Below are 13,906 nucleotides of genomic sequence, written 5' to 3' on the forward strand. Positions count from 1 at the left end.
GGTGACTTTGCCAAAAATGCTTTATACCAGAATTAAAGCGGCAGCTTAACGGTAACGATGACGCCCGTGCCATCTTCTCTGTCATTCAACAAAAGCTGCCCTTTATGAAAAGTGGCGATCATGTTCGCGATATAAAGTCCTAGCCCTAAATGAGGAGAGTTAGTCGCGTTTTGTACGTCATTTTCTTTTCTTACCGAGACCATGGATTGAGTAAGCTGACTCTTCATTCCTTTGGGAAGTAAAGGCCCAGGGTTACTCACCGACAACCGCACCGATTTGTCGTTCTTTTCCAGTTTGACGATAATTTCATCATTGTCTTTGCTGAAGTCCACAGCGTTTGACACGATTTTATCGAAAAGCTGAGCAATAAGTTCAGGAGACCCTTTAATGAGCAAACTATTGTCAGTAGAAATAAAGGTCCATTTTCTTTGCGCATATGCGTGCTGGTAGCCTTGAACACATCCGTCAATCACCTTAACAATATTGAAGGTTTCTAGGTCTTCCTGCTCAATCGCCTGCTCTAATCGCGTTGCCTCACTCATACTGTTTAAAATGGTACTCAGGCGATTTACGCCTGACTGAGCCCTTTCTACAAATACCGCTTGTTGTTCAGCATCATTAACGTGAGACAGCATATCCAGCGATGACTTCACCACGGCGATAGGCGTTCTAAGTTCATGAGACAAACGAGAGGCCATGTTTTCTAGATAAGAGTTGTATTGCTGTAAGCGTGAAAGGACGTCGGCAAATGAACGGGATAAATCGCCAATTTCATCACGTTGATTCGATACCGGCAATGTGCCAATAATTTTACCATTGTCATCAATGACAGCTTCAGTGTTATCGCGAAGGGAACGGATACGATTTGAAATTCGCGTAGCGAATAACAGTAGTCCTAATGTACCTATGGTCATTACTGCTAAGATAACGTGGAAAAGCTGCTCTAATGCTCGGTTTCGCAATGTGCGAATGCCATTGGTTGTCTGTTCTACAATTACCGCCCCCATTACATTGCCTTCAATAAAAATGGGGTAAGCAGCAGAAAGTACAATAGCTTTGTTATCGGGAGACAAACGCCATAGTGAGTCTGGTTGACCATTTAAGGCTGTCCCTAAATCCTGACCCACGAGTGCATAGGCATCGTCTAACTCATCGATAAAGTCGGCAGGTGGACGGGTAAGAATTTGGTAGTAAAGAGGAAGTAACCACTCACTTTCTATCCAATGCCAAAACGCATTAGATGGCGCTTCTTTTTCGTCTACTTTAATGCCTGTAGCCGATTGAATATCCCCAGCGCGAGCGAGCACGCGTTTGTGCTTATCCACAACCCATACCCGTGAATCGGCATATTTCAAGCCTGCCAAAATACGCTCAATTTCAGGGGAGGGTGTTATGACAGTTCCCAACTCAGCGAGTTCTTTTGTATTTGCCGTGCCGAGCGCGTATTGCTTCAACCTGCTATTTTCATCATCAACATCGACGAGTGAAAATGCTAAGCCGCCTGTAGTCATAGACAGCGGAAAGCGCAATTCAACATTGTAGCCGGTGGCGGTTTCCTGCCAGCGACCCTGAATTGAAAGGGCGTTCTCTACTGCCCGTGTTGTAGTCGTGTTGCTAGCGAGCTTGTACGCATTTACCCAGCCACTTTCATAAGGCGCTACAACGTATCTTGCTAGTTCGCCTTGTGGGGTTTCCATGCCGATAAGTAAATGGTCGCCCGTTTCTACGCTTAAGCTATTAGGTTGCCGCCATAACAGCACGTCATCGCTGACTTCAAACATGGCATACAGAAATTGTCCGTAGCGTCCCACCATATGCATAAAAGACAGGCTAGTAGGTTCGCCAGAAAAGCCGTTATAATACTCAATGACTTCATTACTGCCATACTGGCTCATTAATTCGCTAACTTGCTGCCAGTCGTTCAGTTCGCCATCTAGCTGAATAGGATAAGGAATAGGCGGCGCGTAGAGGTCTGTACCGGGGCGTACGTCTTGAAGATAAGCTGATTGACTATCAAATAAAGCGGGTCGTTCGTGAAGGGCAGTGGCAACGGCTCGCGCCGTACCTATCATGGTTTGCTCTTGACCATTTCTAAGGTACTGTTCAAGCTCCCACACGTAGTTATAGCCCAAGTAGGGAATGGTGAATAGAAACAACGACAGCACCATAAGCTGAAGGCGGATAGAAAAGCGAAATCCCATGTGTATAGCCGGTTGCCTCTATTGTTCTTATTTGTGATACACAGCGCTAAATGCAAGCACTTTAAAGCTGCCAGCGATACCCCATACCGTACACGGTATCGATATGATCAAAGTTTGCGTCAAGTTGTACAAATTTCTTGCGCATACGTTTTATGTGAGACGTAATGGTGGTGTCGTCGACTACCATTCTCGACTCATCCATAAGCTGTTGACGGCTTTTCACGTGACCTGGCCGTTTGATGAGTGCGTGCAGCATCCAAAATTCTGTTACCGTCAGTAAAACAGGTTGATTTTGCCAGCTTACCGTCATTCTCGATACATCTACTTTTAAGTCACCTACTTTTAGCTCATCTTTTTGCTCTGTGGGAGCAGCAAGCAAATCTGTACGTCTAAACAGTGCGGCAATTCGGGCTAGCAGGTGGGCCATGCTGATATCTTTAGTTAGATAATCATCAGCGCCCATTCTAAGGCCACTAATAGTATCGACATCGTTATCCCGCGCAGTAAAAAAGATAATGGGAAGGGTTTGAGAAAGGCCTCGCAGTTGCTGGCACAGCATAAAGCCACCTTCAATTTCATCTTTCAAACCAATATCGATAATGGCTAAGTCGGGTAGGGTGTGGTTAAACGCTTCGGCCGCAGATGGTCTGTCTTCATAGGCATTTACGCTATATCCCTGCGCTTTAAGCGCCATAATGTAGTTTTCGCGAATGGCCGCGTCATCTTCCACTAATGCAATTGTCTTTGGCATACATTAACCCACAATTATAATTCTAATAGAACGCACACTATACCTATGAACAAAAGCTATTGCCTAAGTTCGACATAAAATCCTCAAACTTGCCTCATTTGCGCCATATTTGAGAAGCGTTGAGCGAAATTTTTATAAATAGAGCATTCTGCAACGCGAGCTTCTATCTGGCTTAGCGTTCTATTGTACTGTCTGACTGGACTGGTATTAAACCATCATTACATTTCCACAATTAGGCGCCTTTTCTGCCATTTGTACCGTGTTAAATAAATATCGTCTGTCGAACACAGTGCGCATCGCTTCAAAACAGGCTTCTATACCTAGTCTGTTTTAGCAAGTGCAATGTGGTTAAAGCAGACTGTGCTGTTGACGTCTCTTTTATTCTCAAGAGAGTGACAAACAGCACCGTGGAAGCGGTAAGGCTGAACTTCCATGCAGACTGGTATAAAGCTACCCTTTGCGCTGCGTGCTCCCCCAACGGTACGCAGCGCTTTTTTATTAGGGTTGAAAAAGGTCTTTTCGCACTCATTTCCTAACTGTTTAAAGCAACCACTAAACGCGAGTGTATTCATTTAATAGCATGAACTAGGTTACACTTCGTTGGCTATATATTGTTAGCGACAGATAACGACATCTCACTAAAGTTGGTTAGGGCGTACTGACCTTTGGCTTTTATCAAAGGTCAGTATGTCTTAGTAGTCACACTCTCACTACGGGCAAATCATGAAAGCGTTGGACATTAAAGGGTTAACCAAAACCTACAAAGGTGGCGTACAGGCACTAAAAGGCGTCGACCTTACAGTACAAGAAGGAGACTTCTTTGCATTACTTGGCCCAAATGGGGCAGGAAAATCGACCACCATTGGCATTATAAGCTCACTTGTTAATCAAACTAACGGCAGCGTTTCGGTGTTTGGTTATGATCTCACCACGCAAAAAGAAAAAGCTAAAGCCTGCATTGGTCTGGTACCACAAGAGTTCAACTTCAACCAGTTTGAGACCGTACTGCAAATTGTGCTTAACCAAGCTGGGTACTATGGCGTACCGCGTAGTGTTGCGAAAGAACGCGCTAAAAAATACCTTGCTCAACTGGATCTATGGGAAAAGCGCGATGCCCGCGCCCGCGAGTTATCAGGTGGTATGAAACGCCGCTTAATGATTGCTCGTGCGTTAATGCATGAACCAAAGCTACTTATTCTAGATGAACCAACTGCAGGCGTAGATATTGAAATTCGCCGCTCAATGTGGGGCTTTTTAGAAGAAATAAACCGTCAGGGTATTACCATTATCCTTACCACCCACTACCTTGAAGAAGCAGAGATGCTGTGCCGCAATATCGCCATTATTAATAAGGGCACCATTGTAGAGAACACCAGCATGAAGGCGCTGCTGTCTAAGCTTAATGTAGAAACCTTTGTGTTAGATATCAAAATCCCAGATGGCATAAAGACAACAGATGGCCTACTAACCGGCTTTGAACACCGTTTGATTGACGACCACACCCTTGAAGTTGATGTAGAGAAGACCGAAGGACTAAACCCAGTTTTCATGCAACTCAGTGAAAAGGGCGTTCAAGTAATGAGCATGCGCAACAAATCAAATCGCCTTGAAGAATTGTTTGTGCGTTTAGTTGAATCAGCGAAACAAGCTAGCTAAACCCACAGCAGGAAACGGTGAAAAACATGAAAACTGAAAGTACACAAATGAAAACAGAAGAAAACGTGGGTTGGTTAAAGCAAAACTATGTAGCGCTAACCACGATTTGGATTAAAGAATGCACGCGCTTTTTGCGCATATGGGTACAAACCCTGGTGCCACCAGCTATCACTATGAGCCTGTATTTCGTTATATTCGGTAGCCTTATCGGTAACCGTATTGGCGAAATGGGGGGCTTTACCTACATGGAGTTTATTGTGCCGGGTCTTATTATGATGTCGGTGATCACAAACTCTTACGCCAATGTGTCGTCTTCATTTTTTAGCGCAAAGTTCCAGCGCAATATTGAAGAGCTACTGGTATCGCCGGTACCTACCTCAGTCATTATTCTTGGCTATGTTGGCGGAGGCGTGGCTCGCGCTATTCTCATTGGCATTATTGTTACCTTGGTATCGCTATTTTTCGTTGATGTACAAATACATAATTTAGGCATTATAGCGCTGACGTTACTACTTACTTCTACCTTGTTTGCCACTGCGGGCCTGATTAATGCGGTGTTTGCCAAAACTTTTGATGATATCAGCGTGGTGCCAACGTTTGTTTTAACGCCGTTAACTTATTTAGGCGGCGTGTTTTATTCTCTTACTCTATTGCCTGAATTCTGGCAATGGGTGAGCAAAGCGAACCCTGTTGTATACATGGTAAACGGGTTTCGCTATGGCTTTTTAGGTGTATCTGACGTGAACGTGACACTATCGCTTACTTTGTTAGTGGGCTTCAACGCGTTGCTATTTAGCGTAGCGTACTATTTACTTAAAACCGGTAAAGGTATTCGTAGCTAATGGCAAGCGGTAACTCTAGAGAAATCACCACATCGCAGGTGGGTATTCACGATAAGTTAGATGACTTAGTAAAAAAGTACCAAGCGAGTGAAAACAAGCGACCCATTAGCGAGCATACACAAGCCGCCTTTGACGAGGTAAGTGCGTGGCTTTATGCTGGCGACGGCTTCAACGGCGAGGTTATTCTAGACTCTTGCTGTGGTGTTGGCGAAAGTACGGCCAACATAGCACGAGCTAACCCCGATGCCCGTGTTATCGGCATTGATAAGTCAGCTTTACGAGTAGATAAGCATGAGCATTACAGCGCGCAGCAGGATAACTATCGGGTGATCCGTGCTGATGTAAATGACTTTTGGCGCTTGGTAAAACAGTCTAATTGGAAGGTGACGCAGCACTTTTTACTGTACCCTAACCCGTACCCCAAAAAGACCCAGGTTCAAAAGCGTTGGCACGGCAGTGCGGCCATGGTGGATTTGATGGCGATCACCCCTAACATAGTGGTGCGAAGCAATTGGCTTATCTACCTGATGGAATTTGCGCAAGCGGCTAAACATTACGGCATGGTGTCAGACTTATCTGAAGTCACCGGCGACAATCACATGACGCCGTTTGAGCGAAAGTACCGAGGGAGCGGTCAATCGTGCTGGCAGCTTAACTGCCGTAGCGAAGAAGGCTGAGTCTGCTATAGCAGCAAGAAATACTGAAAGCTGATAAAAGTGGGGTGAGATGAAAATCTCGCCCCGTTTGTTATTCGGATTTGTATAATTCGCTTGTTAATGGCGTGCAGTGGCACTTCGCACATTCGCCATGGGCGGACTAAACACATAGCCCTGAGCATAGCGAATGGGCAAGCGTTTTACGCGTTCTAAATGCGCTTCATCTTCAACGTGTTCAGCTATCGTGCTTACGCTATGTCGTTCACACAGCGACAATAAATAGTCCACATACTCTCTTACCGCCTCTTGTTCATCGTAATGTTTAATGAGCCCGCCCGCTAGCTTTATGCCTCGAACTGGCAGGTTCATCAACGCCCGGATATTTCCTGGGCAAGAGCCTACATTATCGATAAACACGCCAAGCCCGGCATGCATACTTTTTTCTATAAACGCGGTTAAACTTTTAGGGTTAGACAGTGCGGTAGATGCGCTGACTTCAATGCTCACTCGCTCTGGCGCAGGGTAACTTGCTAAGTGGGTTATAAGTGTGTTGGTAAGCTCTTGGTTATATAGATCTTTGGCACTTATATTAATATTCCAAGGAATATTCACATCGTGAAAGTAACTCGCACACTGAACGAACATACTTGCTGCAAGTGAATTTACATGTTGCTCTCGTTCAATAAGATAAAGAAATTCGCTGGGCAGAAAGGTTTTATCCCCTCGTGTAATCAGGCGCGCCAAGCATTCGTATCGCCATACCCCTTGGCTATTTAAATCAACGATGGGTTGAAAGTAGGGGACAATATCTTCTATGGAGAAATCCTCGGATATTTCGCGTATGGGCATAAACCGACCTCCTTGCAATAATGTATCTAATAGTGACTGATACGTCGCTGACACCTGTACTTAACAGCTATAGCAGACTGCGCATTCGCACTATTCATAAATTAAATATAGTTGAGAGTGCAAAATTTTGCGGTACTAATTTGAAAGAAGTATTGTTTATCCTTGCAGGTCACATCACTAGACAGCTAAAGGTATAGTGTGTCCGTCATGTCCATGAAAATTGACTAACTAGTCTGAATGTTTCACATAAGACAGTGAATTGGCGGTTTCTGCCTCTTGGCGAGCATTGCAATCTGATGTAAAGTGCCACACCCTGAAAGTATTGTGATAAGTTTCAGGTTTGGCAACGAATGGACCGCGTCAACGCGCATTAGCCTAGCCGATATCTAGTTTTTATATAGCAACGAGGTATAGGGGTTAAATAGCTGCTGTTAAAGAAGCATGCTAAATGGCTGAAGGAAAAGTAAGTGTCAGGCCGGTATCCTATAAAACCGCCTGTTTATTTCGCCCAATAAATGTGAGCGAAATGTGTGATTGTTTAAAGTATGAGGTGTGTTGAGTGGGTGAAGCGCAAGTTAGTTTAGAGCACCTGTTTAGGGTCTTTACCAAACCTGAACACAAAGACTCAAAGCTGGCTCAAATAGAGCAGCATTTATCTGACAATATCTTAGATTTTTTGTCGCAGCATGTAGTGACAAAAAAAACGTCGTTAGAAGAAATTGAAAAAGATTTTTCAGACTCTAAAGTGCCTGAGTCACCTGAGTTTGTGTCTACTCATGCTGAAAGCTTACTTGATAAGCTCGTTGCGCACTCTGTAAATACTTACTCGCCTACTTTTATTGGTCACATGACCTCTGCGCTACCTTATTTTCACCTACCGCTTTCTAAGCTAATGGTAGGGCTTAACCAGAACCTGGTTAAAATAGAGACCTCTAAAGCTTTCACACCGCTTGAACGTCAAGTGCTGGGTATGATGCACAACCTTGTGTACGACCAGCCTCAAGATTTTTATGATGAGCATTTGCACAGTGCAGCACACTCATTAGGTGCATTCTGTTCAGGCGGTACTATCGCCAATATCACTGCTTTGTGGGTAGCTCGCAATAAATTACTCGGCCCGCAAAAAGGCTTTTCAGGCGTAGCTAAAGCGGGTCTTGCCGCTGCTTATCGTCACTATGATATTAATAACTTAGGGGTGATGTGCAGCAAGCGCGGCCACTACTCATTATCAAAAGCAGTAGACGTACTAGGCTTAGGTCGTGAGCAGTTACTAACGGTCGCTGCGCCGAAGCAAACCCTAGATCCAGCGAAAGCCCTCCGCATTGGTAAACGTTATCAAGAGGAAGGGAATAAGCTTCTTGCTATCGTTGGCGTGGGCGGTACCACTGAGACCGGTCACGTCGACCCACTGGATGAACTTGCTGACGTGGCAAAAGAGCTCGGCTGCTGGTTCCACGTAGACGCAGCTTGGGGCGGCGCTACCCTATTTTCTGCGCGCTATCGCGACCGATTAAAGGGTATTGAGCGAGCAGACTCAGTCACTATTGATGCACACAAACAAATGTACGTACCTATGGGTGCAGGCATGGCCCTTTTTAAAGATCCACAACATGCCAACGCGGTAAGACATCATGCACAGTATATTCTGCGTGCAGGATCTAAAGATTTAGGTGCTACCACGCTAGAGGGCTCCCGTAACGGTATGGCTATGATGGTGTACTCGGCGCTGCATATATTTGGTCGCAAAGGTTACGAACTCCTTATTGATCGCAGCATCGATAAAGCCAAAGACTTTTCACAAATGATAGATAAGGCGAGTGACTTTGAATTAACTACTACGCCAACGTTATCGCTATTGACCTATCGAGTGTGCCCTGAAGAGGTACAGGAAAAGTTAAAGCACGCTAACGCCCAAACGCGTAACGCAATTAACCAAAAAGTTGACGCGCTCGTTGTCGCAGTTCAAAAGCAGCAGCGTGAAGCTGGTAAGTCATTTGTGTCTCGTACTCGCCTTGAAGCCCCTGATTACCCTTCCCAGTGTATTACGGTGTTTCGCGTAGTGTTAGCGAATCCGTTAACGAGCCATAACGACTTGGCCGCGATTTTGGCTGAGCAACACTTAATTGCGAAAGAGACACAGGCTTGGAAAGAGCTAATGGATTTTGTTCGCGAAGCAGATACCGTTGCTTTATAGGTGTTAGCTTTTCAAGTGTTAGTCTTTTAGGCGCTAACGAAAAAGTTAACTTCTCAGAACGAACAAACAAAAACGCCCGATGCAGGCTCTGTTTAGGAGTAATGCATCGGGCGTTTTCTTTTGTAGTTCGAGATTTTCCGCGAGGATTGGTATTACACTTAATCTCGCGTAATTTGCATATTATCAATTAAGCGCGTCTTGCCCATAAACATAGCAACAAGCAGAACTAATTCTTTGTCGCTATCGCTAGCCGGTTCAAAGGTGGCGGCGTTAACTACCTGACAGTAGTCCTTCTTAAAGCCTTTCGCTTCAAGGTTAGCAACCATGATATTTTCAAGCTCAGCAAAGTGAGTATTACCATTTTCAATGCTCGCTTTAATACGCTGCATCTCTTCAAAAATAGCGCTTGCTGTGGCTTTTTCAGACTCTGTCAGGTACCCATTTCTAGAGCTCATTGCCAGACCTGACGCCTCGCGCTCGGTAGGTACGCCATGAACTGTTATCGCCATCGACAAGTCGCGCGCTAGAGCGCGAATAACTTGTAGTTGTTGGAAATCTTTCTCGCCAAAGAAGGCATCGTCTGGTTGTACCATGTTAAACAGTTTAGTAACCACGGTTGCCACGCCGCGAAAATGTCCTGGACGACTTGCCCCACAGTGAGAGTCTGATATACCAGGCACTTCAACAAAGGTTTGCGCGTCTAGACCTGCCGGGTACATCTCAGCAACACTTGGTAAAAATACGGCATCTGCGCCCACAGAGATAAGCTTAGCTTTATCTTCTTCAATAGTGCGTGGATAGGCGTCTAAATCTTCGTTCGCACCAAACTGCATGGGGTTAACAAAAATGCTTACCACCACTTTGTCGTTGTGTGCTTTTGCTTTTTTGACTAGTTTAAGATGACCGTCGTGCAGGTTGCCCATCGTGGGAACAAAACCTACGGTTTCACCATGTCGACGCCACGTATTTACGGTGTCGCGCAATGCTGAAATACTATCAAGCACCTTCATATTTTACCCCGTTATTCGAAGCTGTGTTCAGCAGAAGGAAACGCACCGCTTTGCACATCTTCAATGTATTTTGATACTGCTTTACGCATATCACCGGTTTCTACAAGATAGTTCTTAGAAAACTTAGGCATGTAGTTGGCGCTTATACCAAACATATCGTGCATCACTAGAATTTGGCCGTCGGTATCTTTACCTGCGCCTATGCCTATTACAGGTATGGTTAAGGCTTCGCTTACTGCTTTTCCAAGTGATGAAGGTACGCATTCAAGTACCAGTAGCTGAATACCGGCTTCTTCTAATGCTTTTGCTTCACTAAGCAGCTTTTCCGCTTGGCTTGCTTCACGACCTTGTACTTTAAACCCACCGAATACGTGAACTGACTGCGGTGTTAAGCCTAGGTGTCCGCACACGGGCACGCCGCGAAGGTTTAAGCCTTTAATGGTGTCGCATAACCAGCTTCCGCCTTCCATCTTTACCATGCTAGCACCGGCAGCCATTAGCTTTGCTGCATTAGTGTAGGTTTGCTCTGGTGTAGCGTAAGACATGAATGGCATATCAGCTAAAACGAAAGCGCGCTCGGTACCACGTCGTACACTTTTTGTGTGGTAGGCAATATCGTCGATAGTTACCGGAAGGGTATCGTCTTCACCTTGAAGAACCATGCCTAAAGAGTCGCCGATAAGAAGGGCGTCTACGCCTTGTTCATCAAACATTTTGGCGAAGCTGGCGTCGTAAGCGGTTAAAGAGGTGATCTTTTCCCCAGCCTGCTTTTTCTTAAGCAAGCCAGATACTGTTACTTTCTTCATGACATGTCTCAGATTGATATTTGTTGATATCGTGTGGCGAACTATACGGATTTTGTTGCTAATTGGAAGTCTCGCAGACGACTAAGTCCGTCTAGCGAGCAGTTAGCAACCCACGCTGAAATAGGCTTACCGTCGTGCATTACCATATTAGGGGCAATTTCAAACAAGGGGACCATAACGAACTCACGCTCTGCCATACCGTAGTGAGGGATAATCAAATCTGCAGTATCGATAGTTTCACTGCCGTATAGCAGTATATCTAGGTCCAGCGTGCGCGGGCCCCAGCGTTCACCCTTACGCTCGCGGCCTTCTTCTAGCTCGATGCGCTGAAGTTGTTTTAATAGTCCGTGAGGTTTAAGCGACGTTTCTATTAAGCATACTGCATTAATATAGTCAGGTTGGTCTTGCGGCCCCATCGGCTTACTGGAATAAAGTGAAGAGGTTTTAAGTACGCGAGTATCTTCTAATTGGTTAATGGCATCAAACGCACGCTGCGCTTTTTCTTGGCTATTGCCAAGGTTGCTACCTACGCCAATGTAAACGTGCTCTTTATGCATCTGGACCTCGTTTCGCTGCTGGTTTACGCTTGCGTTTACGCGGTGCACCTTTTCCGCCACCCTCGCTTTTGCGAAGTGCGTTAAGCATGCCTTTTTGTTTACCATTGTCAGCGTGCTGGAAGTGCGTCCACCACTGAGCTAGCTCAAGCAGATCGCCGCCTTCTATTTGACCTCGAGCCAATAAGAAGTCATAGCCAGCTCTGAACTTAGGGTGAGTAAGCAATTGAAACGCGCGACGACCAAAGCGTTTAGGAAGACGCTGCTGTAAAATCCAGATGTCACGTACCACGGTAGAGAAGCGCTTAGGTATCATAATGCGTTGCGTCTGACGGGCAATAACTTCGCCTGATGCAATGTTAAATGCGTCGTGTGCGTTTAAGCCAGACTCACTTTGCAAGCGCTGTGACTGCTCTTCAACCGGATACCACAATAGTGCCGCATAAAGGAAAGCGGGCGTAACACGCTGATCGTTGTTAATGCGTTCATCGGTATTGGCAAGCACACGGCGCACAAACTGCATCTCACGGCTGTTTTCATCTTTTAAAAAAGGCGTAAGCTGAGGGAATAAAGGCTCAATTAAACCGTATTCGTGCAGCATTAAGAAGGTTTCTTCCCCCTTACCCGATAAAAACAGTTTAAGAGTTTCTTCAAACAAACGTGCTGGTGGTATGTTCTGAAGAAGATTCGCCAGAGATTTCATCGGTGCCGCGGTTTTTTCTTCGATGCTCATGCCAAGTTTAACGGCAAAACGTACCGCGCGTAGCATTCGCACTGGGTCTTCACGGTAGCGTGTTTCTGGGTCGCCAATTAGCTCAACTTCACGCTTTTCTATGGCGGCTAGACCATTTGCAAAGTCTTTCACCGTAAAGTCAGCCACACTGTAATACATGGCATTAAAGGTAAAGTCACGGCGCTCAGCATCTTCTTCGATAGAGCCAAAAACGTTATCGCGTACTAGCTGACCATGTGCGTCACGCTTCGCAATAGCTTTGCCCTTAGGCAGATTTTCGTCTTCGTCGGACTCTTGGTGGTGACCACGGAATGTGGCAACTTCAATAATTTCTCGACCAAAAACAATATGAGCTAAGCGAAAGCGCCTGCCTATAAGGCGGCAGTTTCTGAATAAACCTTTAATCTGTTCAGGTGTAGCATTAGTCACTACATCGAAGTCTTTTGGTTCGTAACCCATCAAAATATCGCGTACACAGCCTCCGACCAAATAGGATTCGAAGCCAGCTCCATTAAGGCGATACATTACTTTCAATGCATTTGCGCTTACATCTTCACGAGAAATGCCGTGTTCTCCACGGGTCATTGTCCTTGGCTTCAAAGCGTCAGAGGACGAGCTCTCTTTTGAAAAAGCGCGCTTAACAGATTTAAAAACACGATGAATGATGATGGTATCTCCGCAGACTATAAAGGTTCGCTATAATAAGTGGATTCATGCTGTGGAACAATAATTTCGGGTGTTTTCACTACTTTTTTCCTATCCCACATCGAAATAGCCGCTTTAAGCGCTGAATCAATATCATCAAATTCTGATGCAATTGGAAAGGAAAAGCCTAAAAAGTCCATCACACGCACAATATTATTTAGCGCTGTATTGTTGTTAACGGGGGCTGCTCGGTTTTGTTTACTGAGTTTTCTGCCTGGCGCGACAGCCGCTACCGGCACATGCCCGTATTGAGGGGCGGTGTAACCAAGTGTTTTATACACCGCGCGTTGCAATGGCGTTACATCAATTAGGTCGTACCCTCTGATTACACAGTTAACTCGCTGAAATACATCGTCCAAAATGACCACAAGATTGTAAGAAAACAAACCGTCACGTCGCTTAAGTACTACATCTTCGGCGTTTGAGCTGGCGTTTGAACTAGAAGGCGTAACCTTACCCATGAGCACATCTTCAAAAGCTTCAAGTGGTGTATCTACTTTTAACCGTAGTGCACAGTCCTGTGTATCTATGCTCAACAACTTGTCTCGGCAATTACCGTTATAGATACCGCCCATAGCTTTAATTTGCTTACGTGTACAGGTACAACGATAAGCTCGCTCTTGAGCAAGTAAATCATCTAGTATCGCTTGATAACGAGGATGTTGCTGACTTTGGTAAATGACATCGCCATCCCAATACAAACCATGGGCTTCTAGCGTGGTAAGAATGTCCTTGTCGACGCCCGCTATGCAGCGTGGTTCGTCGATGTCTTCCATGCGAAGCAACCACTTGCCGTTATGGCTTTTCGCGTCTAGGTAGCTGGCAACAGCAGTAACGAGTGAACCGAAATGTAATTGGCCGGAGGGTGAGGGAGCAAAGCGCCCTACATAGTGGTTATGCATAATTAAGGTTTAACAAAAAGCCCCATCTTTTTGGGATGAGGCTTTCT

General features: G+C 45.4%; 12 protein-coding genes. 4 read left to right on the forward strand and 8 right to left on the reverse strand.

Annotated features, from left to right (window positions below; genetic code table 11):
• Window positions 1-32 precede the first annotated feature (32 nt).
• On the reverse strand, window positions 33-2,201 hold the full coding sequence (pdsS, locus tag ACXACS_RS03775) for a proteobacterial dedicated sortase system histidine kinase (protein WP_474804249.1): 2,169 nt from the start codon (window positions 2,199-2,201) through the stop codon (window positions 33-35).
• Window positions 2,202-2,262: 61 nt separating this feature from the next.
• Window positions 2,263-2,952, reverse strand: a complete 690-nt coding sequence (gene pdsR, locus ACXACS_RS03780; protein ID WP_179984790.1) for a proteobacterial dedicated sortase system response regulator — start codon at window positions 2,950-2,952, stop codon at window positions 2,263-2,265.
• Window positions 2,953-3,675: 723 nt separating this feature from the next.
• Between pdsR and ACXACS_RS03785 the strand changes: the two genes are divergently transcribed.
• Genes ACXACS_RS03785 through trmB form a run of 3 tightly spaced genes read left to right on the forward strand, consistent with a single transcriptional unit; the run spans window position 3,676 to window position 6,127 of the window.
• The gene (locus ACXACS_RS03785; protein WP_474804251.1) at window positions 3,676-4,608 is read left to right on the forward strand and encodes an ABC transporter ATP-binding protein; all 933 of its coding nucleotides are present in this window, start codon (window positions 3,676-3,678) and stop codon (window positions 4,606-4,608) included.
• Between the two features lie 26 nt (window positions 4,609-4,634).
• Complete coding sequence (locus tag ACXACS_RS03790) at window positions 4,635-5,450, forward strand: ABC transporter permease (RefSeq protein WP_474804254.1); 816 nt, start codon at window positions 4,635-4,637, stop codon at window positions 5,448-5,450.
• Window positions 5,450-6,127: a tRNA (guanine(46)-N(7))-methyltransferase TrmB gene (gene trmB, locus ACXACS_RS03795; RefSeq protein ID WP_474804257.1), complete on the forward strand. Its 678-nt coding sequence runs from the start codon at window positions 5,450-5,452 to the stop codon at window positions 6,125-6,127. Before ACXACS_RS03790 ends, trmB begins: the two co-directional genes overlap by 1 nt.
• Window positions 6,128-6,223: 96 nt before the next feature.
• Here the strand turns inward: trmB and ACXACS_RS03800 are convergent, their stop codons facing one another.
• Complete coding sequence (locus ACXACS_RS03800; protein WP_474804260.1) at window positions 6,224-6,955, reverse strand: EAL domain-containing protein; 732 nt, start codon at window positions 6,953-6,955, stop codon at window positions 6,224-6,226.
• A gap of 559 nt (window positions 6,956-7,514) precedes the next feature.
• Between ACXACS_RS03800 and panP the strand changes: the two genes are divergently transcribed.
• A complete protein-coding gene (gene panP / locus ACXACS_RS03805; protein WP_474804263.1) occupies window positions 7,515-9,149 on the forward strand; it encodes a pyridoxal-dependent aspartate 1-decarboxylase PanP in 1,635 nt (544 codons plus the stop codon).
• Between the two features lie 158 nt (window positions 9,150-9,307).
• On the opposite strand, the gene panC is transcribed toward panP, so the two are convergent.
• The 5 genes from panC to gluQRS form a co-directional block, all read right to left on the reverse strand.
• Complete coding sequence (panC, locus tag ACXACS_RS03810) at window positions 9,308-10,159, reverse strand: pantoate--beta-alanine ligase (RefSeq protein WP_474804266.1); 852 nt, start codon at window positions 10,157-10,159, stop codon at window positions 9,308-9,310.
• 11 nt (window positions 10,160-10,170) lie between these two features.
• Window positions 10,171-10,965, reverse strand: a complete 795-nt coding sequence (panB, locus tag ACXACS_RS03815; protein ID WP_014980494.1) for a 3-methyl-2-oxobutanoate hydroxymethyltransferase — start codon at window positions 10,963-10,965, stop codon at window positions 10,171-10,173.
• 41 nt (window positions 10,966-11,006) lie between these two features.
• The gene (gene folK / locus ACXACS_RS03820) at window positions 11,007-11,522 is read right to left on the reverse strand and encodes a 2-amino-4-hydroxy-6-hydroxymethyldihydropteridine diphosphokinase (RefSeq protein ID WP_474804270.1); all 516 of its coding nucleotides are present in this window, start codon (window positions 11,520-11,522) and stop codon (window positions 11,007-11,009) included.
• On the reverse strand, window positions 11,515-12,837 hold the full coding sequence (gene pcnB, locus ACXACS_RS03825) for a polynucleotide adenylyltransferase PcnB (RefSeq protein WP_474804273.1): 1,323 nt from the start codon (window positions 12,835-12,837) through the stop codon (window positions 11,515-11,517). Before pcnB ends, folK begins: the two co-directional genes overlap by 8 nt.
• A gap of 98 nt (window positions 12,838-12,935) precedes the next feature.
• Entirely contained in the window at window positions 12,936-13,859 is a 924-nt protein-coding gene (gluQRS, locus tag ACXACS_RS03830; RefSeq protein WP_474804276.1) for a tRNA glutamyl-Q(34) synthetase GluQRS, read from the reverse strand.
• Window positions 13,860-13,906: the final 47 nt, after the last annotated feature.

It is taken from the genome of Alteromonas sp. AWM4_230, from assembly GCF_056158305.1.

What these genes read in the sequence shown, in the direction of transcription:
- pdsS (WP_474804249.1), bottom strand. Translation starts at nt 2,201, where the DNA reads ATGGGATTTCGCTTTTCTATCCGCCTTCAGCTTATGGTGCTGTCGTTG.
- pdsR (WP_179984790.1), bottom strand. Translation starts at nt 2,952, where the DNA reads ATGCCAAAGACAATTGCATTAGTGGAAGATGACGCGGCCATTCGCGAA.
- ACXACS_RS03785 (WP_474804251.1), top strand. Translation starts at nt 3,676, where the DNA reads ATGAAAGCGTTGGACATTAAAGGGTTAACCAAAACCTACAAAGGTGGC.
- ACXACS_RS03790 (WP_474804254.1), top strand. Translation starts at nt 4,635, where the DNA reads ATGAAAACTGAAAGTACACAAATGAAAACAGAAGAAAACGTGGGTTGG.
- trmB (WP_474804257.1), top strand. Translation starts at nt 5,450, where the DNA reads ATGGCAAGCGGTAACTCTAGAGAAATCACCACATCGCAGGTGGGTATT.
- ACXACS_RS03800 (WP_474804260.1), bottom strand. Translation starts at nt 6,955, where the DNA reads ATGCCCATACGCGAAATATCCGAGGATTTCTCCATAGAAGATATTGTC.
- panC (WP_474804266.1), bottom strand. Translation starts at nt 10,159, where the DNA reads ATGAAGGTGCTTGATAGTATTTCAGCATTGCGCGACACCGTAAATACG.
- panB (WP_014980494.1), bottom strand. Translation starts at nt 10,965, where the DNA reads ATGAAGAAAGTAACAGTATCTGGCTTGCTTAAGAAAAAGCAGGCTGGG.
- folK (WP_474804270.1), bottom strand. Translation starts at nt 11,522, where the DNA reads ATGCATAAAGAGCACGTTTACATTGGCGTAGGTAGCAACCTTGGCAAT.
- pcnB (WP_474804273.1), bottom strand. Translation starts at nt 12,837, where the DNA reads ATGACCCGTGGAGAACACGGCATTTCTCGTGAAGATGTAAGCGCAAAT.
- gluQRS (WP_474804276.1), bottom strand. Translation starts at nt 13,859, where the DNA reads ATGCATAACCACTATGTAGGGCGCTTTGCTCCCTCACCCTCCGGCCAA.